Source organism: Rhodococcus sp. 114MFTsu3.1 (assembly GCF_000383555.1).
In the GTDB taxonomy this organism is placed as follows: domain Bacteria; phylum Actinomycetota; class Actinomycetes; order Mycobacteriales; family Mycobacteriaceae; genus Rhodococcoides; species Rhodococcoides fascians_E.
Genome location: NZ_KB911546.1, coordinates 289,168 through 315,290, shown reverse-complemented (window position 1 = coordinate 315,290; position 26,123 = coordinate 289,168). Strand labels below are relative to the sequence as shown.

Sequence of the window (26,123 nt, the reverse complement as noted above, 5' to 3'; positions counted from 1 at the left end):
GGTGTCCAGTAATTCATCCACAACCCCCCGATTCATCCACAATCGCGCACCGCCCCCTGGTGGCGAGCTGATTCCGCGTCCAAGCTTCTGGCCATGGACACCGACCGAACCGGGACGAGACGCATTCGACCGTGCTTGCTGCTGACCGATGATGCTGCCCTGCGAGCAGAAGTTCTGCGGGTAGCAGCCGCGGCGGATTGCGTTGTGTTAGAACGGAACTTACCGGTCGGTAAGCCTCCGCTCTCGATGCGACTCGAATGGGAGGACGCCGGTGTCGTCCTGGTCGACGGCAGAGCAGTCCGCCTGTCGCTACCGCGACGAGCGGGAGTTGCCGTCGTCGTCCCCGGTGCTGCGGCCGTCGATCACTGGAGATTGGCCACAGCGCTCGGCGCGTCCGACGTCCTGGAACTGCCGAGCGACGACGGCGCGCTCATCGCGTTGCTCAACGCCGAGCCGGGCGAATCCGCGGGAGAGGGTGGAGTCATCACGGTGACGGGTGCGACCGGGGGAGCGGGGGCGTCCACCCTTGCTGCGGCGATAGCCCTCACCGCGTCCTCACGAGACATCCGAACGTTGTTGGTGGACGGAGACGAGTACGGCGCCGGAATGGACTTGCTCCTCGGCTGGGAGTCCAGCCCGGGGCTCCGTTGGCCGGGGCTGACAGTCGAGGCCGGTCGTATCTCCGGCGACGCACTCCGGGGTGCGCTCCCCACCGTCGGACATCTGTCGGTGCTGTCGGCCGGCAGCGTGGCGACCAGAACGCCCGGCGCGGGCCAGGGCGAGGCGTCGACGTCCGCGGTTGTCGACGCCGGACGACGCATCGGCGATCTGGTGGTCTGCGACGCACCGCGCACCATCGGATCCCATTCCGACATCTACCACGACGCGGCGGATCTCGTGGTGCTCGTGGTGACCGCGACGTTGGCGTCGGTGTCCGCCGCAGAGAACGCATCGGCGTACCTCAGCGCCAGGAACTCGAACGTCGGCATCGTCGTCCGCGGCCCCGCCCCGGGTGGGCTCCGCAGCACCGACATCGCCGACGCGTTGAGCCTTCCGCTGCTCGCGAGCATGCGTCCCGAACCGGGGCTTGCCCGACGCGTCGAACGTGGTGGATTGACCCTCTCGGCGCGATCGCCGCTGCGTCGTGCGGCGTCGGACATTCTGGAGACGTTCGCACGTAAGCCTCAGCAGGGACGGTGGGCGGCATGAGCGCCGTCGTGACGGGGGAACTTCTCGACCGGGTGCGGGGCAGGCTTGCCGGCGCGGGTGAGGAACCGACACCGACGACCGTGGCTGCAGCCATCAGGATCGAGGCCGGCGGGGTGCTCAGCGACACCGATCTGTTGGCTGCACTGCGGACTCTGCAGACGGAATTCACCGGCGCCGGACCGTTGGAACCGCTGCTGCGTGACCCGGCTGTCGCGGACGTCCTCGTGACCGCGCCGGACGAGGTGTGGGTGGACCGGGGAGTCGGATTGGAGCGCAGCAGAATCCGTTTCGCCGACGAGACGGCCGTGCGGCGCCTGTGTCAACGGCTCGCGTTGTCGGCGGGCCGACGCCTCGACGATGCTCAACCGTGGGTCGACGGTCAACTGCCCGGGGTCGGTGACGGTTCCTTCGGGGTCCGGCTGCACGCCGTGCTCGCACCGGTTGCGCGCGGCGGCACGTGCCTGTCGTTGCGGGTGCTCCGGCCGGCGACTCAGGGGTTGGGAGCGCTGGCCGAGCGCGGGGCCGTCGATCCGGAGGCGCTGGAGCTGCTGCGCGCTGTCGTGCGGGCCAGGTTGGCTTTCCTGGTGGTCGGGGGTACGGGCGCGGGAAAAACTACGTTGCTCGCCGCGCTTCTCGGTGAGGTCGACGCAACCGAGCGGATCGTGTGTGTCGAGGACGCCGCCGAGCTCGCCCCGTCTCATCCTCATGTCGTGCGGATGGTGGCGCGTGCGCCGAATGTCGAGGGTGTCGGCGAGGTGACCGTGCGCCAGCTCGTGCGTCAGGCACTGCGCATGAGGCCGGATCGTCTGGTGGTGGGTGAGGTACGAGGAGCTGAGGTCGTCGACCTGCTGACGGCGCTCAACACCGGACACGACGGGGGCGCGGGCACCATTCACGCCAATTCTCCCGCCGAGGTACCCGCGAGGTTGGAGGCGCTCGCGGCGCTCGGCGGCATGGGGCGAGATGCGCTGCACAGTCAACTCGGCGCTGCGGTTCAGGTGGTGTTGCACGTGCACAGATCGTCCAACGGCCGCAGGCGATTGAGGGAGATCGCTGTGCTCGTTCCCGACGCGACGGGCCGAGTGGGGGTGCTGCCGGCATGGTCGATCGACGGTACCGCCGGTGGCAGAGCCGACCTGGACGACATGATTCGCCGTCGGATGGACTCGCTGTGACCGCGGTGGGCATACTGCTCTGCGTAGCTGCGCTTCTGGCCGTTCCCGGTCCGCAGGCTCGCCTTCGATCGCTCCGCACTCCGCCAGTGATTGCCATGCGGTACCGAGCAGCGATCGTTCCAGTTTCGGCGGTTGTCGGTGCGGTCGCCCTCGTGTGGTTCGCGGGAGTTCATGCACTGTTCGCCGCTGTGATCGTCGGGGCCACAGTGTGGATGCGTCGACGATCCGCAACCGAGAAGAGGAAGTTCCGTTCCGAATCCGCACGTTTGATCGCCGCACTGGACACCGTCATCGGAGAGCTCGGAGTCGGATCACACCCTGCGTCGGCGTCGGCTGTCGCGGCGGCGGAAAGCTCCGGCACCGTGGGGATCGCGTTCGAACGCGCCTCCGGACACGCACGCATGGGTGGGCGGGCGCACGATGGGCTGTCGGTACCGGACGCAGCGATCTCCGGCCCACTGTCCATCGTCGCCTCCGCATGGCGAATCGCCGACGACCACGGTCTCGCCCTGGCCCGGCTGCTCGGCGCGGCTCGCAGAGACATGCAGGCGCGCAATCGGTTCCGTGACCGTACCCAGGCATCGCTGGCAGGTGCCCGCGCCACCGGAACCGTCCTCGCGTGCCTGCCGATCGTGGGCGTCGGCCTCGGTCAGGCCATGGGAGCGTCTCCACTGTCGGTGCTCCTCGGAGGAGGGCTCGGCGGCATTCTCCTCGTGATCGGAACGGCACTCGTCTGCGGCGGACTCCTGTGGACGGATGCCATCACCGACAAGGTATGCCGATGATCGGGATTGCGATGCTCTGTGCCGCAGCTGCTCTGATCACTGCACCGGTGGACAGGAGTGCACTCGGGAGGGTAGTGGGGGAGGGCGGCGTCGCCGAGAAGAGCGCGACCACGACCGTCGTCGATCGGCATGCGGTGGCAACGTGTTTCGACATGATGGCTGCCTGCCTCGCCGGTGGACTGTCGGCAGGGGCCGCGGCTCGCGCGGTGTCGACGATGGCTCCACCCGACGTGTCCACCGCTCTGCGAACCACAGCGGATCTGCTCGGTCTCGGCGCCGACCCGGACGATGCGTGGAAGGCCGTCGGTGCGCTGCCCGAGGTGGAAGCGTTGGCGCGCATGGCTCGTCGATCCTCCCGATCGGGTGCGTCGTTCGCCGACGCCGTCGTGGAATTGGCAGACTCCGAGCGCGCGAGCGCCGAGGACGCCGCGGCGGCGGAAGCCGAACGAGCGGGTGTGCTCGTCAGTGGGCCGCTGGGACTGTGTTTCCTGCCCGCCTTCGTCTGTCTCGGCATAGTCCCTGTCGTGATCGGATTGGCGAGCTCGGTGCTCGGAGGTGGTGTCCTGTGACGCCACGACTGGAATTCCGGACCGGGTACGCCGGTCCGGACGTCAATGAGGGGGAAGACCATGAAAGCTGTGATGCAACAGGCCAGGACGCGATTGATTCTCGCCGCGGTGAACGCCGACGGGATGTCCACCGCCGAATACGCCATCGGCACCATCGCCGCGGCGGCGTTCGGTGCGATTCTCTACACGGTGGTCACGGGATCGTCGATCGTCGATGCGTTGACCGGGATCATCGATCGCGCGCTCGCCACTTCGGTGTAGCCGACGGCGGTTCGGCGACGGTGGAGGCGGCCATCGCGCTCGCTTCCATCGTCGCCGTCGTCATCACCTGCATCGGTGCGATCACCGCCGTGTCGCAGCATGTCCGGTGCGTCGATGCAGCCAGGGAAGCTGCTCGGCTCGTGGCCCGAGGTGACGACGTATCGGGATCGCTGCTACCTGCGAGAGCCGCGATGTCGGTGAACACCGAGGACGGGATGGTGTCCGTTCGAGTCGAATCGTCCACGCTGCTGCCGGGGCTCACCGTCTCGGCCGATGCGGTGGCGGTCATGGAATCGATACCCGAATGAAAGCCACTCGATTCCAATCACAGGACAAGGGCAGCGTGACGGTGACCGCGGCGTTCGCGTTGACCGCATTGCTGGTGGTGGTGATAGCCGTCGTGCACGTCGGTTCCGCCGTCGGCGCGCGCCACCGAGCACAGTCGGCTGCGGATCTCGGGGCCCTCGCCGCGGCCGGTGCGCTCGATCGAGGCGTCGTGGACGCGTGTGCCACGGGCCGAGACATCGTCGAGCGCGTCGGCGGATCCGTGTCGGCATGCACCGTCGAGGGGTGGGACGTCGTCGTCGAAGTCACTGTCTCGGTGACGCTGGGACGCTTGGGTATCCGTGATGCAATGGCCTCGGCCCGCGCAGGCCCCTGACCGTCACCCCGCAGGCTCCACTCGTGCCCTAACCGCCTCTGCGCATGATGCCGTCGAGCAGGCTGCCGAATCCGTCGTCGGCGGCGGTGACGCCGTTGTCGCGCCGCTCGTCGGTCCGGGCGACGAATGTGGTTCTGGTGGTGACGACGGGTTCGCCTGCCGAGTCGCAGATTTCGTTCCTGGTGACCATGATGTCGCTGCCACCGGCCTGGCGGAACGATTCCAGGCACAGGTCGCTCCCCAGGATATCGCCGGTTCGAATCGTTCTGTGCAGCAGGATCTGCTGGTCGGAGTGCAGAATGTCCTTCAGCCCGTAACCGATGAGGAGGTTCTCGAACAGTTCCGGCAGCACGGCTGCGCCGATGACGGCGACGAACGTGACGGGCGCGATGATGCCGTCGTGTCCCAATTCGTGGCCGGCTGCATCGTCGACGTGGGCGGGGTGGTCGTCGTGGACCGCGCGGGCGAATTCGCGGATCTTCTCGCGTCCGACTTCGTAGGTGAACGTTGCGAAGTGGTGCGCGCCCACCAGGTCCCGGATGGATCGGGGCTCGGACACCTCGTGATCGATAAGCGACACCGTCGACATGGTCACCTCTCCTCGTCTCCTGAAGAGAAGTCCACCATCCGACGGGAAGTTGTGCAGCGAAGCGGTCGAACTCGCCCACAACTTACAAAAGTTGCGGCGCCGTCGTGTGGCCGATCACGACGGGCGAATTGCGGCCACCACGGCATCCAGGACCGTCACAGCGCCGTCCTTGTCGAGGGGGTCGTTACCGTTTCCGCATTTCGGCGACTGCACGCACGACGGGCACCCGGACGGGCACTCGCACGAGGTGATCGCCTCCTTCGTCGCCTCCAGCCATTCGACGATCGCTCGATGTCCCCGATCCGCGAAGCCGGCACCACCGTCGTATCCGTCGTAGACGAACACCGTCGGAAGTCCGGTGTCCGGGTGGAGCGCGGTGGAGACGCCGCCGATGTCCCATCGGTCGCAGGTCGCGACCAGCGGTAGCAGACCGATGGCAGCGTGTTCCGCCGCGTGCAGGGAGCCAGGGAACCGTTCGGCGCTAATTCCTCTGTCCTCCAGCAACTCCGGGGTGATCGTGTACATCACGGCACGGGTGTCGAGCGTCTGCTCCGGCATGTCGAGCTCGATCGAATCGAGAATCTCGCCCGAGTGCAGCCGACGCAGGTAGCCGACGACCTGGTGCGTGACATTCACCTGAACGAGCGCGACGGTGACCTGACCGTGAGTGCGTCGAGAGTGGATGTCGGTGATGGCGATGTCGGTGGTCTCGCGGGCGGACGTGCTCCAATCGGGCTGCTCGGGATGAACGAGAGCCAGACCGTCCTCCAGGTTCAGATCGTCGACGACGAAGCTCTCACCCTGGTGAATGTGTACTGCACCGGGATGCACTGTTGCCGGTGCTTTTCCGGAGTCGACCGTCCCGAGCATCCGCCCCGATCCGCCGTCGACGATGGCAACCTGGGTGCCGGTTCCACCGCGGATGTTCACCGACGCGTGCGGGGCGTACTGCTGGCCGTCCGGCGTGATGAACCAACCGTGCGGTCGCTTGCGTACCAACCCGTCCGCGGCGAGACCGTCGAGCACCGCCTCGGCTCCGAACTCGGCGGCCTCGTCGACCGTGATGGGTAGTTCGGCTGCGGCGCAGAGCATCTGGGGTGCGAGGAGATACGGGTTCGACGGATCGGTGACGGTCGCCTCGATCGGTTTGTCCAACAGGGCGGCGGGATGGTGAACGAGGTAGGTGTCCAGTGGGTCGTCTCGGGCGACGAGGGCGACGAGCGACCCCTCACCTCGTCGACCGGACCGACCCGCCTGCTGCCAGAACGAGGACACCGTGCCGGGGAACCCGGCCACCACCACGGCGTCGAGTCCGGCGATGTCGACACCCAACTCCAGTGCGTTGGTGGTCGCGACACCGAGCAGGGTGCCGTCGGACAGATCGGATTCGAGCTTTCGTCGGTCCTCGGCGAGGTACCCCGCGCGGTAGGCCGCGACGCGGCCGGGAAGGTCCCGGTCGACGTCTGCCAGGAGGCGTTGCGTGCCGAGCGCGGTTACCTCGGCGCCGCGCCGGGAACGGACGAACGTGAGTGTGCGCGCGCCCTCGACCATCAAGTCCGCCATGATGCGCGACGCCTCCGCGCCCGCGGATCGCCGGACTGGCGCACCGTTCTCGCCGGTGATCTCCTTCATGAGCGGGGGCTCCCACAGCGCGACGGTGCGTGGGCCGTGCGGAGATCCGTCGTCGGTCACCTCTTCGCACGGTGCGCCGACGAGCCTCGACGCGGCCGTGCCTGGATTGGACGTGGTGGCGCTGGCGAGGACGAAGGTCGGGGTCGCGCCGTAGCGGGCGCAGATTCGGCGGAGGCGCCTCAGGATCAAGGCGACGTTGGATCCGAACACGCCACGGTAGTAGTGACATTCGTCGACGACGACGTAGCGGAGATTGCGCAGAAACCTGGCCCAACGCTCGTGTGCGCCGAGGATCCCGATGTGGATCATGTCGGGGTTGGTGAAGAGCCACCGGGCGTTGGCGCGTGCCCACTGACGGATCTCGATCGGTGTGTCCCCGTCGTAGGCGCTGGGAAATACCTCGGCCAGTTCCGGTGCATCAGCGCGCAACTCGTCGGTGACGGCGATGGTGCTGCGTAGTTGATCGGCACCGAGCGCTTTCGTCGGTGCCAGATAGAGCGCGGTGCCTCGTGGATCGCCGAGAAGTGTGGACAGGATGGGCATCTGGTATGCCAGAGACTTCCCGGATGCTGTGCCGGTTGACAGGACAACATGATGACCATTGTGGGCGAGAGTTGCCGCGTGCGCCTGGTGTGTCCACGGACGTGCGATGCCGCGAGAACGGAGGACGGCGGCTACTTCGGGCTTCAACCATGTTGGCCAGTCCGTGAATTGGGCCTCGCGACCCGGTAGCTCCGCGACGTGGGTGAGGGGCTGCTCGCCCGACGGAGTACCCGCCAGCACTCGGTCGAGAAGCACCCTGCCGTAGCTGTTCGAATGACCCGTCGGCGTTGGATCTGGTTGGGTCACTACTGCTCTCCATGTTTCGGTTCTGTTGCAGGTGCGTCGCGATGACGTCGCGACCTGCGGGTTTCATGCTATCGGTCGGTCATTCGCACGACGACGGCGCCTCGGCATACGTGCTGGTGAGAGGGGTCGGGCGGCGCAAATCTGCCGGTGAGAAGCGTCAAGATCAACAAAATGTGCGAAAACTGACTTTTTCGACTGTTGGAAACGCGAAAAGCGTGGTTGACTTGAACCGGTCGCAGCTTCTGTGTTCGTTTTCACGCTCGCAGGATCTTATGTTGCGGGCGGTGTGCTTTTGGAGCGTTTCCTGAAGGGGTCTGTGGTTCGGCAACGCCTGTCGGACGCGGGTTCCGCCTGAGGGGGAATTCAGGAAGTACAACGGTCGGAACCGGCCCGGTGGACTGTAAGTGCTGCCCACCGCATCCGGTGTTAGAAAGAGAAGGAAAAGCATGGCACAGGGAACTGTGAAGTGGTTCAACGCCGAAAAAGGCTTTGGATTCATCGCACCAGAAGACGGCTCCGCTGACGTTTTCGTCCACTACTCCGAGATCCAGGGCAGCGGCTTCCGCACCCTCGAGGAGAACCAGCGCGTCGAGTTCGAGGTCGGCCAGGGAACCAAGGGACCCCAGGCAACCGGAGTTCGCGCAGTCTGATCGACACCCCGCTCCCCGTGAGCGGAATCGACACCTCTCATCCCCCTATCGCTTTCGGTGCATGCCGAAGCGAAGGGGGATGAGTTGTATCCACGGCCACTGCCGACACTGTCCCCTCGGATCGTTCCTGCAGGCTCCACTCTCGCATTTGTTCTACTGTCCACATTGTGAACCAGTTGTCCTTCTTCTCCGCCGAGTCGCTGCCGCCGTCGGTGACCGACTTGAGTGGACTTCTCGCGTCCACCGGGCAGGTGGTTCTGTCGGCGTCCGGTGCTCGTATCTCGGTCGTCGTCGATTCTTCCTGGCGCGCGGAGGCCATCGCGGACCTGATGGCGGAGTGCGGGCTCGTGTCCGAACTCGGCCGGTCCGAGGAGGACAGGCCGCTGGTGCGGACGGCGTCGGTGCCCGAGTTGTCGGCACTCGCGTCGTTGTGGACGAAGGGCGCGGTCAAGTCGATGCCGCCGGGTTGGGTGCCCGGCGCCCGCGAGCTCCGCGCGTGGGTGCTCGCAGGCGGCCGACCGGAAGCCGAGGGCGAACGGTATGTTCTGGGACTGGATCCGCATGCGCCCGACACGCACGCCCCGTTGGCTCAGTCGCTGATGAGAGCAGGGATAGCTCCCACCCTCATCGGCACCCGAGGCTCCAATCCAGGGCTCCGCATCACCGGGCGCAGGCGAATGCTGAGGCTGGTCGAGAACGTCGGACCTGCGCCGGAAAATCCGGACGCACGTACCAGTTGGCCGACCGCCGAGTAAGAAGATGTGAAGCTGATCTGCGAGTATTTTGACGTCGTATGCCACTCTGTTACCAGGCGGACCGGCAAGATTGTCGGTTTCGACAGGTAGAAACTGCTCGCGGAGTGGCTCTACAGGACGCAACGAGGAAGGTTCGGCAGCAAGGTGGCAACACGCAAGAACGGCACGGGGGATACCACCACCGGCGGTGCCCAGCCGCGCCGCCTTGTCATCGTGGAGTCTCCGACCAAGGCCAAGAAGATCGCCCCCTACCTGGGGAGCAACTACGTGGTCGAGGCGTCGGTCGGCCACATCCGTGACCTTCCACGCGGTGCCGCGGACGTCCCCGCGAAGTACAAGGGTGAGCCGTGGGCCCGCCTCGGCGTGGACGTCGACCACGATTTCGAGGCCCTCTACGTCGTCTCGCCGGAGAAGAAGGGCAAGGTCGCCGAGCTCAAGAGCCTGCTCAAGGACGCCGACGAACTCTTCCTCGCCACCGACCCCGACCGCGAGGGTGAGGCCATCGCCTGGCATCTCCTCGAGACCCTGAATCCCAAGATCCCTGTTCGACGCATGGTCTTCCACGAGATCACCAAGCCGGCCATCCTCGCGGCCGCTGCCGATACCCGTGAGCTGGACCAGGATCTGGTCGACGCGCAGGAAACCAGGCGCATCCTCGACCGGCTCTACGGCTACGAAGTGTCGCCGGTGCTGTGGAAGAAGGTCATGCCGAAGCTGTCGGCGGGCCGTGTGCAGTCCGTCGCCACCCGGATCATCGTTCAGCGCGAGCGCGACCGAATGGCGTTCCGGAGCGCCGAGTACTGGGACATCTCGGCCACCCTCGATGCCGGGGCAGAGGCGTCGCCGCGTAGTTTCGGCGCGCGGCTGGTCAACGTCGACGGTTCTCGCGTGGCTGCGGGTCGTGATTTCGGTGCCGACGGAAAGCTGAAGTCCGACGGTGTCACCGTTCTGGACGAACCGCGTGCCCGACGCCTCGCCGAGGCCCTTCAGGGCGTGGACCTCACCGTCGCGTCCGCCGAGGACAAGCCGTACACCCGTAAGCCGTACCCGCCGTTCATGACGTCGACGCTGCAGCAGGAAGCAGGCCGCAAGCTGCGGTTCTCCTCCGAGCGCACCATGCGCGTCGCGCAGCGGTTGTACGAGAACGGCTACATCACCTACATGCGTACCGACTCGACGACGCTGTCGGAGTCGGCTATCTCGGCGGCCAGGTCGCAGGCGACCGAGCTGTACGGTGCGGAGTACGTGCATCCGTCGCCGCGTCAGTACACGCGCAAGGTCAAGAACGCCCAGGAGGCGCACGAGGCAATCAGGCCTGCAGGCGATGTGTTCCAGACGCCTGGCCAGTTGCACTCCGCGCTGCAGACCGACGAGTTCCGGTTGTACGAGCTGATCTGGCAGCGGACCGTCGCTTCTCAGATGGCCGACGTGCGGGGCACGACGCTGACGCTGCGCATCACCGGTACCGCGGGCACCGGCGAACAGTGCACGTTCTCGTCGTCCGGCCGTACCATCACCTTCGCGGGCTTCCTGAAGGCCTACGTGGAGAGCGTCGACGACGAGGCAGGCGGTCAGTCCGACGACGCCGAGTCTCGGCTCCCTGCGCTGAAGGAAGGCGCCGCGGTCACCGCGACCCAGCTCGATCCGGACGGCCACACCACCAACCCACCCGCTCGGTACACCGAGGCGTCGCTCATCAAGACCCTCGAAGAGCTGGGTATCGGCCGGCCGTCGACGTACGCGTCGATCATCAAGACAATCCTCGACCGCGGATACGTCTACAAACGCGGCAGCGCACTCGTGCCGTCGTGGGTGGCGTTCTCGGTGGTCGCGCTGCTGGAGGCTCACTTCGGCCGCCTCGTCGACTTCGATTTCACGGCGGGCATGGAGGACGACCTCGACGCCATCGCCGGTGGTCGTGAGCGCCGCGGCGACTGGTTGACGAGCTTCTACTTCGGTGGGGACACCGGGGCCGAGGGCTCCGTCGCGAGGTCCGGTGGCCTGAAGAAGATGGTCGGCACCAACCTCGAGGACATCGACGCTCGCGTCATCAACTCCATCAGGTTGTTCGACGACGATCAGGGCCGCGAGATCCATGTACGCGTCGGGCGCTACGGCCCGTACCTCGAGCGAATGGTGAAGAACGACGACGATCCCGATGGGGATCCGATCTCGCAGCGCGCCAACCTGCCCGACGATCTGCCGCCGGACGAGTTGACCATCGACTTCGCGGAAAAACTGTTCGCGACCCCGCAGGAAGGCCGCAAGCTCGGTGCCGACCCGCTGACGGGTCACGAAATCGTTGCCAAGGAAGGGCGTTTCGGTCCGTACGTCACCGAGATCCTGCCCGAGCCGGAGCCGGAACCGACTCCTCCCGAGCCGGACATCGTGCCGATTCCACAGGACTCGGACGGTGGAGGTGGCACCAAGACCGCAGTGAAGAAAGCTGCGGCGAAGAAGGCTCCGGCCAAGAAGGCGGCGAAGAAGGCCGCCGGACCCAAGCCCCGCACCGGTTCTCTGCTGAAGTCGATGGATCTGGCGACCATCACGCTCGAGGACGCCCTCAAGGTTCTGTCGTTGCCTCGAGTCGTCGGCGTCGATCCGGAATCGAAGGAAGAGATCACCGCCCAGAACGGTCGCTACGGCCCGTACCTGAAGAAGGGCACGGACTCTCGGTCGCTGACCGACGAGGAGCAGCTCTTCACCGTCACCTTGGACGAGGCGCTGAAGATCTACTCCGAGCCGAAGCGACGCGGACGGCAAGGTGAAGCGAAGCCACCTCTGCGTGAGCTCGGCACCGACCCGGTCAGCGAGAAGCCGATGGTGATCAAGGACGGCCGTTTCGGTCCCTACGTCACCGACGGCGAGACCAACGCGAGCCTCCGCAAGGACGACGACGTTGCCACCATCACCGACGATCGCGCCTCGGAGCTGTTGGCGGACAGGCGTGCCCGCGGGCCCGTGAAGAAGAAGGCAACCAAAAAGGCTGCTACCAAGAAGGCTGCTACCAAGACCGCAGCCAAGAAGACCCCGGCGAAGAAAGCCGCAGCCAAGAAAACTGCTGCCAAGAAAACGCCTGCCAAGAAGACACCGGCGAAGAAAACTGCAGCGAAGAAAGCTCCCCCAGCGGACTCCTGATCGCTTCGAACGATGGGGTGCCTGTCGGTCTGCTCGCCTCCATCTGCTCGTATGAACGAACCTTTCGAGCGATGAGGGTGGGCGACGGAACCAACTGCGGCCTCGGTGCGTCCAAGTGGGTGTGGGGAAGAAACTGGTAGTCCTGCTGTGCGTGTTGTTGTCGGTGGTCGCATGTGCTCGGACCTCGCCCGGCAGAGCTGTCGGCCAGGATGCATGGCACGGGCAAGGTCTTGCCGCTGGTGGGTCTACGGGCGGGCAGGCGCCGTCGCCGTCCCCGGCAGCGGTCCCGTCGGCGACCCCGTCGTCCTTCGATCCGTGTGTCCTCGAGGATCTGCAGCTGAGTATCTACGCGGGCGTGGATCCGGCAACCAAGGAACCGTTGCCGGGGGTGGACGGGTGTAGCTGGACGGGCCAGTCCGGGCGTTTCTCGGTCGGGTACAGCGAAGGCGTCGACCGGACTCGGCTCGCGACCACACCCGGAGTCACCGAGTTGAGCGAGTTCGAGGCGGACGGTCAGATGGTGGACAATTTCGTGTTCGAGGGAAACAAGTGCATCTCGTTGGCCGAGATCGATGGCCGAACAGTGCAGTTCACGCTCGCGGAAACGGATTTCGATTCCTTCTGTATACGGCTGAAGGTCGCGACGACACTGATCCTGGAGGACATCTAGATGCGACGATCGGCAGCGCTGGCCATGCTGACAAGTGCGTTCGTGTTGTCCGTCGCGGCGTGCGGTTCCGGTGTCGGCGGGACGGCCACGGCGTCGGACGAGGTCCTCGATGTATCCGAAACAGAGTACGTGACAACGACTTCCGTCGAACCGTCTCCGGAATTCGACCCCTGCGCCTTGCCGGATGCGCTGCTGAGCGATCTCGATCTGGCGGAGGCTCGACCCACTGCGGTCGGAGAGCTCGGGTGTATCTGGGGGAACGACCGTATCGCGGTGTCGGTTCTGGTGTTCGAGGACACGTCGACGCTTCCCGACCCGTACACGAGCCCCTCGACCACCGAGGTTCGTACGCTGACCGACGGCGGGTACACCACCTACGCCTTCCTGCTCGACGGCGACACGTACACCACTCAGACGATGACGGCGTCGGGTGCCGTGATGCTGAGCGCGAATCGACTCGGTGTTTCGTCCGCCGAGGAGGTGCGTGCCGGCTCGATCGACGTTTTGCGCGTGGTGCTGCCACACCTGCCGCCGCCTGCGTGATGCGCCGGGCGCGAGGCGTTCGTGTCGCACCGAGCGACTAGGCTCGCTGGCATGGCGGGAGTTTTCGATCGGCTGATCGGCCAAGAGGACGTGGAAGCAGAGCTGACCGCCGCGGCCGTCGGCGCTCGTACCGGGGACTCGGGGTCCGCGATGACGCACTCCTGGTTGTTCACCGGCCCTCCCGGGTCCGGTCGATCCATCGCTGCTCTGTGTTTCGCGGCGGCCCTGCAATGCACCACGGAGGGGTCACCGGGCTGCGGTACCTGCCATCCGTGCACCACGACGATGGCCGGCACCCACGGCGATGTCCGACGGATCATCCCGCAGGGCTTGAGCATCAGCGTCAAGGAGATGCGGGAGATCGTGCAGATCGCTGCGCGTCGGCCCAGCACCGGGCGCTGGCAGATCGTCGTCATCGAAGATGCGGATCGGCTCAGCGAGGCGGCCGCCAACGCGTTGCTGAAGGTCGTCGAGGAGCCGCCGGAGCGGACGGTCATGTTGCTGTGTGCGCCGTCGACCGATCCGGAGGACATGTCCGTCACCCTCCGCTCGCGCTGCCGCCATGTGCATCTCGTGACGCCCACGACGCCGGCGATCGCGCAGGTTCTGCAGACCCGCGACAAGCTCGATGCGGAGACGGCCCAGTGGGCGGCGTCGATCAGCGGTGGACACGTGGGCCGCGCACGGCGACTGGCGAAAGACGAGGACGCTCGTGCCAGGCGCAAGCGGGCCCTCGGCCTCGCGTCGGCTGCAGCGCGGCCCAATCAGGCCTATCTCGCGGCCGAGGAGATGGTGAAGGCTGCGGAGACCGAAGCCGCGGAGATCAGTGCCGCCCTCGACGACGTGGAGATGGAAGAGCTGCGCACCGCGCTCGGCGCAGGCGGCACCGGTAAGGGCGCGGCGGGCGCGCTGCGGGGGTCTGCAGGCGTCATCAAGGAGCTCGAGGCGCGGCAGAAATCGCGTCGTACCCGTAATCTTCGAGACGCTTTCGACCGAGCTCTGATCGACCTCGCCGGGTTGTATCGCGATGCGTTGACCCGCTCCTACGGATCCACCGCTGTGCTCAACCATCCGGACATGTCGGAACAGATCGAACGTATGGCCAGGGGTGCATCGCCGGAGGCTCTGTTGAAGAGCATCGAGGCAATCCTCGAATGCCGTGAAGCCTTAGCGCTTAACTCCAAGCCCAAGTTCGCCGTCTACGCCATGGTCGCGCAATTGGGTGCAGCGCTGCGCTGAGGCGTGAGATCAGGCCCTCCGCCGCGCCCGCGAAGCCCGAAGATTCGCGATGTTCCCGCAGGTCTTGACGTCGTGCCAGACGCCGCTGTTGTTGCGGGAACGGTCGTAGAACGCAGAGCCGCACGGTTCGTTCCTGCAACGCTTGAGTCGCCGCCAGGTGTCCGCGCGTTGAGCCAGCAGAACCTCGGCCCAGATGCGCGACGTCACGTACTCGTGGCCGGTTCCAGACGGTCCCAACTGGACGGTTCCCGACGCGTCGAGGGTGAGGACGGCGTCGGCGGGCGCCGTTTCCGGGGGCGTGCCTGCGATGAGGAGTTCGATCGTCGTCCGCAGTTCGCGTAGTGCCGCGGCGTCGGCATCGCTGAGGTCGTGCCCCATCGCCGCGGATGCCACCGCGCCGTCGGCGAGCAGGTCCGGGAGTCCTTTTGCGTCGATGGCTCGGGTGTTGAGCAGGTTCTGGACGTGAGCGAGGCCGTCGGGGGCGGGGTCGAGGCGGAAGCGCTCCGTCGGCGTCGGCGTCGATGACATAACTAAACAGTATTTGACTATGTCGATCCGGGCAAGTACTACTGACATAGTCAAAAGCATTTCAGATATGTCGAAGGGTGAGTCCGATGGTGGCAATCGAAGGCGCGGTCGTAGTGGTGACCGGTGGGCAGCGTGGGCTGGGCAAATCGATCGTCGACGAGTTCCTGGCGCGCGGCGCGGCGAAGATCTACGCGACGGCCAGGACGCCCAAGCCGACGGATGATCCGCGCGTCGTCGCGAAGCCGCTCGATGTCACCGACCCGGAATCCGTCGCGGAACTGGCTCGGGAGCTGACCGATGTCACCATCGTCGTCAACAATGCAGGCGCCCCGGGATCGGGTCCGTTGCTGGGATCGACACTCGAGGACGTGCGGACCGTGTTCGAGACCAACTTCTTCGGTGCCGTGCGGGTCGCGCAGTCCTTCGCGCCGATTCTCGCGAGCAACGGCGGCGGTGCACTCGTCGACGTGCATTCGGTTCTGTCCTGGGTGGGTGGCGCCGGAGCGTACGGCGCGTCGAAGGCCGCACTGTGGTCGGCGACCAACTCGCTTCGAGTCGAACTCGGCCCGCAGGGAACCCTCGTGACGGGAGTGCATCTGGGTTACACCGACACGGACATGATCGCGGAACTGGACGTTCCGAAGAACGATCCGAAGGATGTGGCGAAAGCCATCGTCGACGGCGTCGCGAACGGGGACACCGAGGTACTCGCCGACGACGTGACCAGGTACTTCAAGTCCGTTCTCGCCGGCCCGGTCGAGGGTCTCGCCATCCCAGCAGGGGCCTGAGGGGAGTCGATTTCAGTTTCGGGCTGATGCTCCGTTAGACTCACCAACGCCGAAAGGCACGCCGCCTTAGCTCAGTCGGTAGAGCATTTCACTCGTAATGAAAAGGTCAAGAGTTCGATTCTCTTAGGCGGCTCGCAATAGGGCAGGTCGGAGGCAGTTTCTACAGCCTCGGTCCTGCCCTTTTTGGTACCCAGGGCACGTTTACGGCACGGTTTCAGCGAGGAGCCAGCTTGTCGAGTACTCCGCTGGCGTCCGGTGCCATCGCTGCGCGCTCGATGTATTGCTTCATCTGTCTGCTACGCAGAACATCAGCGACCTGTGGCGCAATGCGTCGCGGGCGAATTCAGTTCATCTCGGTTCCGCGAGGTGATGATCCAAGGCGTCCCTGAGCTCGTCGATGCGTACGCCGCTGCGGCCGGTGACGTCGCCACAGTGGTGCGAGGATGCTGCTCCCAGTCTTTCGTACCTGGCGACACCGGCCGAGCTGGCCCCGATCGAGCAACTCGAAGCATCAACCTCGTGGTCCCTACGTGCCAATGGTGATGCGGCACTGACTCGCATGGCTGGGTTCACGTCTCGCGCCATATTCGGTTCGGCACGCCAAACCATCGGTGAGAACGCCGAGAAGGAATCTGGAGCGACCTGGGCACGTCACGCGCAGGCTGGTTCGTGTGCCTTTTGTCGGATGCTCACGACCCGCGCCGAGGTGTATGCGTCCAAGGAGTCGGCTACCACCGCCCGTGGTCTCGTAGAGATCAGTACTACGATCACTGCCGATGCACCGCAGTAGCGGTCAGGCCCGGCCAGGTCTACACGCCCCCGGACTACGTCGACCAATGGGAGGAGCAGTACCAGCAAGCCGTTCGGGCGACAGCAGACGGCGGCCCCATCGACACGGGGGCAGTTCTCGCGAAGATGGACGAACTCGAGCACCCATCAATTAAGGCAGCAGCATCGACAGCCGATGAGAAGTCGGCCGACGAAGTTGCGGCGTGGTTGGCGGCCGAAAAGACTGACGTACCAACGCCCATTACGGTCCGCACGTTCACCGAGGCCGAGGGTCGCAGCTATGGCCGTGACGTCTGGCACGACTATGCCGGATCGCTCGACCAGGAGACGGTGGACGCAGGTCGGACGTACACAGGACCGGGTTACCTGTTCACCAACCCCGGCCTACGCGATGGCATCGACTTCGGCGACACACACGTCGGATCCATGCGAGCAGTTGACGCGATTCGTGGACTCGATGCGGCGATCGAGAATGCCCCGCGCGTGCCGACCGCGATCACGGTCTCGCGTGACGTGGACGCCAGCGTGTTCGGCATCGTCGATGCAGCGGACCTGGCATCGGTGGTCGGTCGTCGATTCCGCGATGAAGCGCACCTATCCACCACGATGCAGTCTCGCCTGACTTTGCCGATCGGCGACGATCAGATCGAGTTGCGCCTGGACGTGCCAGCGGGCACCAAAGCGCTGTATGTCTCATCGTCTGATCGGAATGTGCGCGGACTCGCTGCGTACGGTCCTGACGAGAACGAGTTAATCGTGTGGCGTGGCATCGACTATGAGATTTACGGGACGATGATCGGAGATGATGGTCGACCGGTGCTACTCGGACGACTGGTCGGGCAGGACGCGAAGTTGAGGGAGGTCAACTGATGGGCAGCTTGGAGGACTCCTCGGACATCGGCGCCAAGCCGATCGGCGATCAACGCTTCTACGACGGCAAGCGAGCGGGCACCGGCAGATGGGCAACCCTCAATGGGCTCGGAGTGCTGCGGACCGACGACAAGAACGCGCTACAACTTGCGTCCACCAAGGCGACCACGGACAACGACGCCGCAAACGCCACGCGGTATCGACTCATCGACGCCTGCCGCCGAGGAATCGCCGCAACCACAGCAATCGACACCCTGGTCGCCAAGCATGGCAACCCACCGGTGACGACCGGTGACCTCGGCGGTTGGTCTGACCAGGTCGCTCCCTGATTTCGGCGTCAAACTCACCGCGGCCGGGGTGAAGGTGAATTGACCGGTGAGCGGAATGCATGAGCGGGGTGGGCCCTACTGCCTGCAACCCCTCAGCGTCGAAACGGCAGCCCGCAGGACACCCATGGAACGGGTACCTGCGGGCTTCTCGTATCCCCACGAACCAGTCGATTTCGGTATCATCTTCGTCGACGCGTGGCTTCGGTTTGATGGTGCTGGAACGCCGGGCGTGCAGTTTCGGTGACCTCCTATACCTCAGATATTGGGATTTTGCCAACACCCTGGGTATGCTGGGTCGTATGAGCGGCGAGATTGGACCTCGGGTTCGCGAGTCTATTCAGTCACTCGACCCTGCGCCGACCCACAAGGAAGTAGCCGCGCGGGTCGGAATGACTCCTGACGCGTTCTCGCGCTCGGTCAACGGATCGCGTTCATTCTCCTCGGTAGAGCTTGCCGATGTCGCCGAAGTGCTCGGTGCCGATCTGCATTGGCTTATCACCGGTGCGCCCGATCCAAACCGTGTAGCTGTCGCGGCACGTCATCTGTACACCGACGGTCGGTGGAGCAATCCGGGGCAATCGCGCGACCAACTCGAACTCGACAACATCACGTTGGCCTACCGGCAGGTGTTCGCGGCGGAAGAGGATTTCGCCGGGCCGCAGTTGCCCAGTACGCCCGGGGCGGTGCGAGAGGCGCTTGGAGAAGACTTCGTTCGATACTTCGTCGGGCGTGTTGAAGCGGAACTACGTATCGACGTAGTGAGAACGCCGTCAGTGTCCACTACGTACTCGTTGACTTTCGGGCCCCACCGCGTCATAGCGTTGCAAGCAACACCGAACTGGTTCCACGAGAATTGGGCCATTGCGCACGAGCTAGGACACCTAGCCCTCGGTCACCTTGACGAAAGTTCACGTACTGGTTCGTACCACCGGAATGAGAAGTCCGCCAATGCTTTTGCCGCTGAGTTACTCATGCCCGCCGACGAAATCCGTGCTTTGGACTGGGCTACGATTACCCCTCCCGAGATTGCAGATCAGGTCTGGGATCTGGGTATCTCAACGGCAGCTCTTCTGAACCGTCTGAAGTTCTTGAAGATTGAAGTTCCCGAGCGCGTTGAGGAGCTGTTGCAGCTGAAGACGCAGCGCCTTCTCGCTAGCCATTGGAGAGACGCAAGCAAGGTTCCCGACCAAGTCGCATGGCGAATGGATGCGTCCGCTACGCGTACGTTCCCTAGCCGCTTACGTGAAGCTCATCACGACGCTGTCGACGCCGGAAGGCTGGGTCCAGAAACGTTGGCGTGGATGCTCTCGGTAGACCCAAGAACTTTCGAGGAGGATCTGCCAAAGCGGGTCGAGGATATCTCCGACGCCGATCTGCACTCAGCGCTGGGAATCTGACCAACGTGGCTCAGTTGTTCTTTGCGGATAACACAGTGCTCGTGAACTTTGGTCTGATCGATCGCCTCGACCTATTAGAGCGAGTTTTGAACGGGAAAGGCCGATGGTGCGCATCGATCGAGACCGAGTGCATTCGTTCCTCCATCAGGCCCGAGCTGTCGGCACTCGACGACGTTCCGCGGATCCTAGGCTCACCACTAGTCCCCACCCAAGCCGAGCGGATTCGTGCCCTCATTCTGCGCGAGCAACTGTCGGCTCCCGGTGATGAACGAACGGCCCACTTTGGAGAAGCCGAGACTCTTGCCGTGATGGAAAATAGGTACGCCTCGGATTTGCTCCTGACCGATGATGGTGGAGCTCGCAACCTCGCCGGTCAGCTCAACATCAAGGTGGTGTCGACATGGAAATTACTGGCCGCCGTTACTCGACTGAAGTGGGTCCAGTGCGAGGAGATGCTCGACCATTTGGATCTTCTCGGCAATCACAAAAGAGGGGGGCCACGGCCGTCGAGTGTCGGTGAGCTTAGGCAATGGGCGGGGATGCCTCCGGCACCAGTGACCGAGTAACCACCAATGCACTATGCGCAACCTCGGGTGTTCGACGCCGGGGTTGATGCACGGAGCTGAAGTCCGTGGTTCGACGGCTCAGCGGGCTAATCGCCTACCGTGCGGCCCGCATATCGCCTACGGTCAGCTGGGCAGTCCGCTTGTCGCCCCAGTCGTCGAACCACCACGGCAGGTGTTCCACGCCACCAGGCAAAGGCGCGTCGTCGGGGAACTCGTCGAGGATCTGCCCCACGTAATCGAGCGCCGATACGCAATCCATCAGCCACTTCGTTGCGGCCAGCGCCTCGCGTAATCTGTCCTCGGTGACCGCTACGCGTCGGCGCTTCTGGGCCGACCACTTCTCGTCTGCGAACTCCATGCCGTCGACGCGGACGTAATTCACAGTCCGGTGAGGGGACTCGCCCTCGATCTCCTCCAGGTAGAGCATGTGCGCGAGGTCGTTGCGCACGTCGCGGACAGTGGCCGCCGCGGACTTCATCTCCGCACCGGGTGCACGAATCCCTGCGTCGCGCGCAATGTTCTTCAGGGTCTTGCCGAGCTGTTCGGCATTTGGGTGCACGATTTCGCCCTGGTTCTCGACTCCGGCCGCGTGGTAGCGCTGCCACCGCACCTGCTCGACAAGGTTCGACCATCCGCCTAGCACCTGGAGGATCAGACGCTCAATCGTCTTCGATGGCCAGAACGCGGCATCCTCGAACTGCTGGACTCGGTCGAAGAAGCGGCGCGTGTCATCCGGACTCGTCATAGTTCGAGGTGGATTCTGCCGGTGTCGTTGAGGTCATGCCCCGCGCAGAGCCAAGCGGATACACGAACTGTGGCCTTCGGCAGATCTATACCGCCAATGCGGAGGTGCTTACCGAGCACCTCGTCCTGCCGAGTGGCGGGTGCCACGCATCCATCGACAGCGCACTTCTGATCTTGCAGTTCATCCATGCCAGCGAAGGTACGTGCCCGGAGGCAGGGCGGCAGTCGGTCGACCGAATGGACCGACCTTACATTCGGGCGCGCCACTGGTCTGTCGAGCACCGTGCAGGGGTTCGGTATTACCGTGGTGTCGGTGATCGAGCGCCCCATGACCACGAAAGAAGTTTCGGAGGTCTCCCGCCACGGCGAGAACTGGGTCCGTGACGCTGCCAACACCGGGGCACTCAAGTGCCAGCCGAACCGTGGGCGCGGACAGAAAATGTTCTTCATGCCGAAGGACGTCGAGGACTGGATTGTCCGCGGTTGCCCTCAGATGCCCGAACGCCGCCGACGCTGACCCCATATTCACGGTTGGCCGCGAAAACGGGGCTCACCAGCGGGCACCCTTTTTGGTGACAACACCAAGAAGGGTTGGGTCTGAAAAATGATCCCTAGGGGCACTTTAAGGGAACGGTAACTGTGCGCACTAGGCGAGAACGCTTGGAATGCACACAAGCGGTACAGCGCCTGACCTGGGCTGTTCGTAACCTGCGGCACCAGATGGACTGTCTAACAGGTTGGTCCGTATTGAAAAGGTCAAGAGTTCGATTCTCTTAGGCGGCTCGTAAGAGCGAAACCCCTTCCCAATGTCAGTTGGGGAGGGGTTTTGTCGTGCGGGGCGGGGTCTCATCGAGCGTTGTCGAGCAGGTGCTCGGCGAAGGCGCGGGCGGAGGCGAGGTCGGTGCTGTTCGGTCGCCCGCGTCGGATGCCACCGACGAGCTTGAACGGCATGAATGTGTCGAATCCGCGGCAGGAGAAACCTCCGACGACGTCGAAGCCTTTGTGTTCGAGCCGTTCGACGAGTGATGCGGAGAAGCGGAGCCAGCGGGATTCGGCGAGGCCGCTGGTGGCGAAGAGGAACGCGGGTTTGCCGTCCTGGGGTGGTAGTGCCTCGATGTAGGCAACCAGGTCGGAGTGGAACGAGCCGTAGTAGATGCCTGATCCGAAGCCGACGAGGTCGTGCCCGTCGAGGTCGCGGCCGGCGGGATCGGCCGATTCGGGTGAGATCACCGCGGCGCCGAGGACCCCGGCGATGGCGTCGGCGACCTGTCTGGTGTTTCCGTGGGAGACGGATGCGCAGACGAGGATCGGTTCGCTCATGCCTCCGAGCTTAGCGACGGTCGATCCACAGCCGACCGGCCTCGTTTACTCACAGGCGTGTAATTCGCATACACAGCCCCTGAGCAGTGAAAACCTGTCGCTGGCGCACGTTCATCCACACGCCATCCACAGATCGGACAGGTTGGTCCTCGAGATTTCCACAGGTTTGTCCACAGCCTGTTAGTGCATATGTTCGAATGGGCGTCGGGGAGGCGTTCTGTCTACTGTTGCTCTCGAGGCGAAAACGACGGAAAGGGACTTCTGTGGCTCGACCGACCATGGCCGATGTGGCGAAAGCTGCCGGGGTGTCACCTGCGCTCGTCTCGATCGTCATGCGGGGAGTGGAGGGGGCTTCGGAGGAGACTCGTGCGCGGATCAAGTCGATCGCCGACGAGATCGGTTACGTCCCGGACCGTCGTGCGCAGAAACTTCGTCAGACCAGCTCCCGCCTGTTGGGGGTCACGTTCGATCTTCAGCAGCCGTTCCACGGCGATCTCGTCGAGCAGATCTACGGCGTTGCCGAACGCGCCGGGTACGACGTGATGCTCGGTGCAGTCGCGCCCACTCGGGACGAGGCCAGTGCGGTGAAGACGCTCGTGCACGAGCGATGCGAAGCAGCGCTGCTGCTCGGGTCGCGAATGGATGCAACCGAACTCGGTTCGGTCGACCGTGCGGTGCCGGTCGTGACGTTGCTGCGCACCAGCGGCGTCGACGGTATCGGATCGGTGCGCGGTGACGATGTGGCCGGTGTCGGTTCGGCGGTGGAGCATCTGATTTCATTGGGACACAAGCGAATCGCCCACATCGACGGTGGCAGTTCGGCGGGCGCGCAGGACAGGCGCCAAGGCTTCACCGACGCCATGACAAGGCACGGTCTGCCGGCCCCCATCGTCGAGGGTGGTATCACCGAAACCGAAGGCGCACAGGGAATGCGGCAGCTGCTCGACTCGTCCGATCCTCCGACGGCCGTGGTGGCGTTCAACGACAACTCCGCCACCGGAGTACTGGATCACCTGCTCCGTCGCGGTGTCGACGTACCGGGGGACGTCTCGGTCGTCGGATACGACGATTCTCGCTTGGCGCGCATTGCCCACATCCAGCTGACGTCGATCTCTCAGGATGTGGCCGCGCTCGCCGAGGCTGCGGTGCAGGAAGCGCTCGCGCGCATAGCGGGTGAGACTGCGCGCGATGTGGTGCTGGCGCCGGAGCTCGTCCGGCGAAGGACGACGGCACCCCCGCGGCGAGACCCGGCCTGATCGGTTTCTACCCAGTCTGCTCGAGTGGATCTACTCATGGCCTGACGGGCTGCCATCTCCTACATTGAACGGGCGATTGTTCTTTTTGTCCGATTCGGTGTGTTCGGGGAGGGTTGTCATGGCAAGGCGGAGAGTTCTCGCGACCAGGTCGGTCGCCGTGGGGGTGGCCGCGGTACTCGCGGTCGGCTGCGCATCGACGACGCAGGGGACGGCACTGTCCGAGGGGATGGGTGCGGTATCGACGGAGAGCAGGTCGATGACCATCGCGCCGCTCTTCACCACCGGAAGCGGCGACGGTGGAGTCGGTGAGGAAATCGTCACGAGGTCGGCGACCACGGACTCGTCGTTTCGCGTCGACTTCTCCGAAGCCGAGGTCTCCGGCCTGGGCGACGCCTCGAGGGCGGCGTCGTGGAACGCCGCGATCGTTTCGACGTTGATCATGTCGCAGCCGATGTCCGGTCGCTTCGAGTTCGAGATCAGCGGGCAGATCGACGGTCCCAGCGCGGGCGCGTTGAAGACCGCGGCGCTCATCGCGTTGCAGCGCGACGAACAGATCTCCGACACCGCGACGATGACCGGAACGATCAACGCAACGGGCACCATCGGTCCTGTCGGTGGCATCCCCGAGAAGGTGCAGGCCGCGGGCGCCGCCGGGTACGACACGGTGCTGATCCCACTCGGGCAGCGCAACAGCACCGACCGCAACGGAGACAGTGTCGATGTCGTGCGGATCGGGGACCGAGCCGGAGTGAACGTCGTCGAGGTCGGTGATATCTACGAGGCGTACGGGCTGCTCACCGGCTCCGAGTTGGAGGCACCGAGGCTGGAACCGGACACGCGGCTCGACAACCGGGCGTACGACAAGGTCGACGCGCAGTACACCGCCGCGATGGGCCGGTACGACAATGCGCTGACGATGCTGGACACGCTCGACGTGAACATCCTTCGGACGATGATGAACACCGGGCTCCCGGAGACTGCTGCGAAGGCCGCCGACCGGGCTCGAGATCTGCATCGGCAAGGGTCGATAGCCGGCGCGTTGGTCACCGCGCTCGAAGCCGCCGCCGTCATGGAAGCGTCGTATTCGGTGGGTAACTCGTTGACACCGTTGGTCTCTCAGGGTCCGGCGGGTCTGGGCGCATTTGTTGCGCAGGCTACCAACACAGGTCCGGCGGAAGCCGCGTTCTTCTCGTTTCTCGATTCCATCGCCACGTTCGAACCCAAGACCTTGCCCGACGTCGAAGCAGTGGTCAACGCGTACGCGGGCGCCTTCGACGCGCTGACGATCTTCGACTACGCCGCAAGCGAGATCGAGGCGATCGACGGCCGGATCGACACACAACCCATCGACATCGTCGAGTTCGTCGACTATCTCTCGACCCCGTTGATCTTTCTCGAAGCAGCGAAAGCCCAACTGGCAGGTACGAAAGCCGTGTGGGAGGTCGGCCGCGACAATCCTGGCGCCGACATCGACTCGGGCGTCGACCTCGCTCAGGTCGGCGACTTCTTCCGCCGCGGCGCCGACGCCAACCTCGCCGCGTTTCGGACCGGAATGCCCGCCCAGGTGGCGGATCGTACGGGGCGCTCACTGGATTCGGTGATCGGCCAGCTGTCCTACATGGACATCGACGTCGCGGCAGCCGTGCACCAACGGAACGCGCAGCCCGCGATCGAGAAGTATCTCGGAGAGGGAAAGCCCAACGGGCAGTACGCGACCATCGGTTACGGCGTCAGCAATTACGTCCGCAATCAGCAACTGGTCGAGAAGTACTACAACAACGCGATCACCGACGACAACCTCCGCGTCACCGGGTTCATGTACGAGAACGCGCTGTCGAACGCTTTCGACCTCGCCCGCGCGCAGTTGTCCTCCGACATCGCGGCACTGCAGGCCGGCGGTACACAACCGGTCATCACCGTCGGGCAGTTCGAAAGCGCAGGCGTCAGGCGTGCGGGCACCCCGCTGGAGCAGTTCAACGCCCTCGGCGCCTACAACAGCGGGTACGTGACGACGAGGCTCATGACGTACCTGTCCTCACCTGGTAAGTGACGATGACCGGAGTGCGCGACTGATTCGGAAGTAGCGCCAGCGGGCATGCCAGGACGCATGACGAAACTATTGTTCGCTGTGACCGCCGCCGACCACTGGACCCTGAACGACGGAACCAAGCATCCGACGGGCTTCTGGGCCGAGGAACTCGTCGAATCTCACCGCACGTTCGTCGACGCCGGCTGGGATGTCGTCGTCGCGACGCCGGGTGGCAGGGCGCCCGTCGTCGACGAGGGATCGCTTGCGGTCGACGCCAACGGAGGCGACGAGGCGAAGGTCGCCGACCAGAAGAAATACTTGGACTCGATCGAGTCGATACTGCAGAACCCGGCCTCGCTCGAGGATCAGCGGGCATCGGACTTCGATGCAATCTTCGTGCCGGGAGGCCACGGGCCGATGGAGGACCTCGCGGTGTCGACGAGTTTCGGTGCGCTCGTGACCGATTTCCTGAGTACGGGCAAGATCGTGTCGGCAGTGTGCCACGCACCCGCTGCCCTGCTGCCTGCCACGACGTCGGACGGGGGATGGGTGTTCGACGGCTATCAGCTGACCGGTTTCACCGACGAGGAGGAAACCCAGGCAGGTCTGGCGGACAAGGCGCCGTGGCTTCTCGAATCCAGGTTGAAGGAGCTCGGCGCACGGTTCGAGAGCTCCGATCCGTGGTCGCCGCACGTCGTCGTCGACCGCACGCTCTACACCGGGCAGAATCCGGCGTCGACGAAACCGTTGGCGGACAGAGTGGTTCAAGCCCTGTCCTGACA

At 64.7% G+C, this 26,123-nt stretch carries 28 protein-coding genes and 1 tRNA gene; 24 read left to right on the top strand and 5 right to left on the bottom strand.

From position 1 onward, the window contains the following. Positions 1 to 93: 93 nt before the first annotated feature. From ssd to H292_RS0107325, 7 genes are read left to right on the top strand one after another with little or no spacing between them, the layout of a single operon-like run. Entirely contained in the window at positions 94 to 1,209 is a 1,116-nt protein-coding gene (gene ssd, locus H292_RS0107355) for a septum site-determining protein Ssd (protein ID WP_081631854.1), read from the top strand. After that, entirely contained in the window at positions 1,206 to 2,384 is a 1,179-nt protein-coding gene (locus H292_RS0107350) for a TadA family conjugal transfer-associated ATPase (protein ID WP_170949319.1), read from the top strand. Before ssd ends, H292_RS0107350 begins: the two co-directional genes overlap by 4 nt. Beyond that, positions 2,381 to 3,169, top strand: coding sequence for a type II secretion system F family protein (locus tag H292_RS0107345; RefSeq protein WP_020110974.1), 789 nt, complete (start codon positions 2,381 to 2,383; stop codon positions 3,167 to 3,169). Before H292_RS0107350 ends, H292_RS0107345 begins: the two co-directional genes overlap by 4 nt. Beyond that, a complete protein-coding gene (locus tag H292_RS0107340) occupies positions 3,160 to 3,738 on the top strand; it encodes a type II secretion system F family protein (protein WP_020110973.1) in 579 nt (192 codons plus the stop codon). Before H292_RS0107345 ends, H292_RS0107340 begins: the two co-directional genes overlap by 10 nt. Before the next feature lie 60 nt (positions 3,739 to 3,798). Next, positions 3,799 to 3,999: a DUF4244 domain-containing protein gene (locus H292_RS0107335; protein ID WP_020110972.1), complete on the top strand. Its 201-nt coding sequence runs from the start codon at positions 3,799 to 3,801 to the stop codon at positions 3,997 to 3,999. A gap of 20 nt (positions 4,000 to 4,019) precedes the next feature. After that, positions 4,020 to 4,307 carry a TadE family type IV pilus minor pilin gene (locus tag H292_RS0107330; RefSeq protein WP_020110971.1) on the top strand — a complete coding sequence of 96 codons (288 nt, stop codon included), beginning with the start codon at positions 4,020 to 4,022 and terminating at the stop codon, positions 4,305 to 4,307. Beyond that, positions 4,304 to 4,660, top strand: coding sequence for an Rv3654c family TadE-like protein (locus H292_RS0107325; RefSeq protein WP_020110970.1), 357 nt, complete (start codon positions 4,304 to 4,306; stop codon positions 4,658 to 4,660). The genes H292_RS0107330 and H292_RS0107325 overlap by 4 nt, the downstream gene beginning before the upstream one ends. 28 nt (positions 4,661 to 4,688) lie before the next feature. Here H292_RS0107325 and H292_RS0107320 read toward each other — a convergent pair whose 3' ends face one another. Together H292_RS0107320 and H292_RS0107315 are read right to left on the bottom strand one after the other, a co-directional pair. Further along, positions 4,689 to 5,249 (bottom strand): FAS1-like dehydratase domain-containing protein, encoded by a 561-nt coding sequence (locus tag H292_RS0107320; RefSeq protein WP_037188108.1) that lies wholly within the window; start codon positions 5,247 to 5,249, stop codon positions 4,689 to 4,691. 114 nt (positions 5,250 to 5,363) lie between these two features. Then, a complete protein-coding gene (locus tag H292_RS0107315; protein WP_019662972.1) occupies positions 5,364 to 7,679 on the bottom strand; it encodes a DEAD/DEAH box helicase in 2,316 nt (771 codons plus the stop codon). Positions 7,680 to 8,176: 497 nt separating this feature from the next. On the opposite strand from H292_RS0107315, the gene H292_RS0107310 reads away from it, so the two are divergent. From H292_RS0107310 to H292_RS0107285, 6 genes are all read left to right on the top strand, one after another. After that, positions 8,177 to 8,380, top strand: coding sequence for a cold-shock protein (locus H292_RS0107310; RefSeq protein WP_005248460.1), 204 nt, complete (start codon positions 8,177 to 8,179; stop codon positions 8,378 to 8,380). A gap of 167 nt (positions 8,381 to 8,547) precedes the next feature. Then, entirely contained in the window at positions 8,548 to 9,135 is a 588-nt protein-coding gene (locus tag H292_RS0107305; protein WP_019662973.1) for a hypothetical protein, read from the top strand. 144 nt (positions 9,136 to 9,279) lie between these two features. After that, on the top strand, positions 9,280 to 12,273 hold the full coding sequence (topA, locus tag H292_RS0107300) for a type I DNA topoisomerase (RefSeq protein ID WP_020110968.1): 2,994 nt from the start codon (positions 9,280 to 9,282) through the stop codon (positions 12,271 to 12,273). Between the two features lie 115 nt (positions 12,274 to 12,388). Further along, on the top strand, positions 12,389 to 12,943 hold the full coding sequence (locus H292_RS0107295) for a DUF3558 domain-containing protein (RefSeq protein ID WP_231383784.1): 555 nt from the start codon (positions 12,389 to 12,391) through the stop codon (positions 12,941 to 12,943). Then, the gene (locus H292_RS0107290) at positions 12,944 to 13,486 is read left to right on the top strand and encodes a DUF3558 domain-containing protein (protein WP_020110966.1); all 543 of its coding nucleotides are present in this window, start codon (positions 12,944 to 12,946) and stop codon (positions 13,484 to 13,486) included. Positions 13,487 to 13,537: 51 nt separating this feature from the next. Further along, positions 13,538 to 14,725, top strand: a complete 1,188-nt coding sequence (locus tag H292_RS0107285; RefSeq protein WP_020110965.1) for a DNA polymerase III subunit delta' — start codon at positions 13,538 to 13,540, stop codon at positions 14,723 to 14,725. A gap of 9 nt (positions 14,726 to 14,734) precedes the next feature. Here the strand turns inward: H292_RS0107285 and H292_RS0107280 are convergent, their stop codons facing one another. Beyond that, positions 14,735 to 15,253, bottom strand: a complete 519-nt coding sequence (locus H292_RS0107280) for a CGNR zinc finger domain-containing protein (RefSeq protein WP_020110964.1) — start codon at positions 15,251 to 15,253, stop codon at positions 14,735 to 14,737. 86 nt (positions 15,254 to 15,339) lie between these two features. Here H292_RS0107280 and H292_RS0107275 point away from each other — a divergent pair, with 86 nt between their 5' ends. The 7 genes from H292_RS0107275 (at position 15,340) to H292_RS26875 (ending at position 19,992) form a co-directional block, all read left to right on the top strand. Continuing rightward, positions 15,340 to 16,041 (top strand): SDR family oxidoreductase, encoded by a 702-nt coding sequence (locus H292_RS0107275; RefSeq protein ID WP_020110963.1) that lies wholly within the window; start codon positions 15,340 to 15,342, stop codon positions 16,039 to 16,041. Positions 16,042 to 16,101: 60 nt separating this feature from the next. Then, positions 16,102 to 16,174 (top strand) — tRNA-Thr (locus H292_RS0107270). 264 nt (positions 16,175 to 16,438) lie between these two features. Beyond that, positions 16,439 to 16,831 carry a VG15 protein gene (locus H292_RS28845; protein ID WP_442978526.1) on the top strand — a complete coding sequence of 131 codons (393 nt, stop codon included), beginning with the start codon at positions 16,439 to 16,441 and terminating at the stop codon, positions 16,829 to 16,831. Positions 16,832 to 16,956: 125 nt separating this feature from the next. Further along, complete coding sequence (locus H292_RS27680; RefSeq protein WP_051127733.1) at positions 16,957 to 17,700, top strand: ADP-ribosyltransferase; 744 nt, start codon at positions 16,957 to 16,959, stop codon at positions 17,698 to 17,700. Beyond that, positions 17,700 to 18,029, top strand: coding sequence for a hypothetical protein (locus H292_RS0107260; RefSeq protein WP_020110962.1), 330 nt, complete (start codon positions 17,700 to 17,702; stop codon positions 18,027 to 18,029). Before H292_RS27680 ends, H292_RS0107260 begins: the two co-directional genes overlap by 1 nt. Before the next feature lie 299 nt (positions 18,030 to 18,328). Beyond that, on the top strand, positions 18,329 to 19,426 hold the full coding sequence (locus H292_RS0107255; RefSeq protein WP_027498666.1) for a helix-turn-helix domain-containing protein: 1,098 nt from the start codon (positions 18,329 to 18,331) through the stop codon (positions 19,424 to 19,426). Between the two features lie 5 nt (positions 19,427 to 19,431). Then, positions 19,432 to 19,992 (top strand): hypothetical protein, encoded by a 561-nt coding sequence (locus H292_RS26875; protein ID WP_020110960.1) that lies wholly within the window; start codon positions 19,432 to 19,434, stop codon positions 19,990 to 19,992. 94 nt (positions 19,993 to 20,086) lie between these two features. On the opposite strand, the gene H292_RS0107245 is transcribed toward H292_RS26875, so the two are convergent. Then, positions 20,087 to 20,737, bottom strand: a complete 651-nt coding sequence (locus H292_RS0107245) for a hypothetical protein (protein WP_020110959.1) — start codon at positions 20,735 to 20,737, stop codon at positions 20,087 to 20,089. Between the two features lie 312 nt (positions 20,738 to 21,049). On the opposite strand from H292_RS0107245, the gene H292_RS28085 reads away from it, so the two are divergent. Then, positions 21,050 to 21,253 carry a helix-turn-helix domain-containing protein gene (locus H292_RS28085; RefSeq protein WP_143545079.1) on the top strand — a complete coding sequence of 68 codons (204 nt, stop codon included), beginning with the start codon at positions 21,050 to 21,052 and terminating at the stop codon, positions 21,251 to 21,253. A 329-nt stretch (positions 21,254 to 21,582) separates the two neighbouring features. On the opposite strand, the gene H292_RS0107230 is transcribed toward H292_RS28085, so the two are convergent. Next, positions 21,583 to 22,056: a flavodoxin family protein gene (locus H292_RS0107230; protein WP_020110957.1), complete on the bottom strand. Its 474-nt coding sequence runs from the start codon at positions 22,054 to 22,056 to the stop codon at positions 21,583 to 21,585. A gap of 278 nt (positions 22,057 to 22,334) precedes the next feature. Between H292_RS0107230 and H292_RS0107225 the strand changes: the two genes are divergently transcribed. From H292_RS0107225 to H292_RS0107215, 3 genes are all read left to right on the top strand, one after another. Beyond that, entirely contained in the window at positions 22,335 to 23,312 is a 978-nt protein-coding gene (locus H292_RS0107225; RefSeq protein WP_020110956.1) for a LacI family DNA-binding transcriptional regulator, read from the top strand. Positions 23,313 to 23,430: 118 nt separating this feature from the next. Beyond that, positions 23,431 to 25,362, top strand: a complete 1,932-nt coding sequence (locus H292_RS0107220) for a S16 family serine protease (RefSeq protein ID WP_231383783.1) — start codon at positions 23,431 to 23,433, stop codon at positions 25,360 to 25,362. Between the two features lie 57 nt (positions 25,363 to 25,419). Beyond that, positions 25,420 to 26,121: a type 1 glutamine amidotransferase domain-containing protein gene (locus H292_RS0107215; protein WP_020110954.1), complete on the top strand. Its 702-nt coding sequence runs from the start codon at positions 25,420 to 25,422 to the stop codon at positions 26,119 to 26,121. The last annotated feature ends 2 nt before the right edge of the window (positions 26,122 to 26,123 follow it).

Bases quoted from the DNA above. Each gene is read 5' to 3' on its own strand.
- ssd (WP_081631854.1), top strand. From the start codon at position 94: ATGGACACCGACCGAACCGGGACGAGACGCATTCGACCGTGCTTGCTG.
- H292_RS0107350 (WP_170949319.1), top strand. From the start codon at position 1,206: ATGAGCGCCGTCGTGACGGGGGAACTTCTCGACCGGGTGCGGGGCAGG.
- H292_RS0107340 (WP_020110973.1), top strand. From the start codon at position 3,160: ATGCCGATGATCGGGATTGCGATGCTCTGTGCCGCAGCTGCTCTGATC.
- H292_RS0107335 (WP_020110972.1), top strand. From the start codon at position 3,799: ATGAAAGCTGTGATGCAACAGGCCAGGACGCGATTGATTCTCGCCGCG.
- H292_RS0107325 (WP_020110970.1), top strand. From the start codon at position 4,304: ATGAAAGCCACTCGATTCCAATCACAGGACAAGGGCAGCGTGACGGTG.
- H292_RS0107320 (WP_037188108.1), bottom strand. From the start codon at position 5,249: ATGTCGACGGTGTCGCTTATCGATCACGAGGTGTCCGAGCCCCGATCC.
- H292_RS0107310 (WP_005248460.1), top strand. From the start codon at position 8,177: ATGGCACAGGGAACTGTGAAGTGGTTCAACGCCGAAAAAGGCTTTGGA.
- H292_RS0107290 (WP_020110966.1), top strand. From the start codon at position 12,944: ATGCGACGATCGGCAGCGCTGGCCATGCTGACAAGTGCGTTCGTGTTG.
- H292_RS0107285 (WP_020110965.1), top strand. From the start codon at position 13,538: ATGGCGGGAGTTTTCGATCGGCTGATCGGCCAAGAGGACGTGGAAGCA.
- H292_RS0107280 (WP_020110964.1), bottom strand. From the start codon at position 15,253: ATGTCATCGACGCCGACGCCGACGGAGCGCTTCCGCCTCGACCCCGCC.
- H292_RS0107275 (WP_020110963.1), top strand. From the start codon at position 15,340: ATGGTGGCAATCGAAGGCGCGGTCGTAGTGGTGACCGGTGGGCAGCGT.
- H292_RS28845 (WP_442978526.1), top strand. From the start codon at position 16,439: ATGCGTACGCCGCTGCGGCCGGTGACGTCGCCACAGTGGTGCGAGGAT.
- H292_RS27680 (WP_051127733.1), top strand. From the start codon at position 16,957: ATGGACGAACTCGAGCACCCATCAATTAAGGCAGCAGCATCGACAGCC.
- H292_RS0107260 (WP_020110962.1), top strand. From the start codon at position 17,700: ATGGGCAGCTTGGAGGACTCCTCGGACATCGGCGCCAAGCCGATCGGC.
- H292_RS0107255 (WP_027498666.1), top strand. From the start codon at position 18,329: ATGAGCGGCGAGATTGGACCTCGGGTTCGCGAGTCTATTCAGTCACTC.
- H292_RS0107245 (WP_020110959.1), bottom strand. From the start codon at position 20,737: ATGACGAGTCCGGATGACACGCGCCGCTTCTTCGACCGAGTCCAGCAG.
- H292_RS0107230 (WP_020110957.1), bottom strand. From the start codon at position 22,056: ATGAGCGAACCGATCCTCGTCTGCGCATCCGTCTCCCACGGAAACACC.
- H292_RS0107225 (WP_020110956.1), top strand. From the start codon at position 22,335: ATGGCCGATGTGGCGAAAGCTGCCGGGGTGTCACCTGCGCTCGTCTCG.
- H292_RS0107220 (WP_231383783.1), top strand. From the start codon at position 23,431: ATGGCAAGGCGGAGAGTTCTCGCGACCAGGTCGGTCGCCGTGGGGGTG.
- H292_RS0107215 (WP_020110954.1), top strand. From the start codon at position 25,420: ATGACGAAACTATTGTTCGCTGTGACCGCCGCCGACCACTGGACCCTG.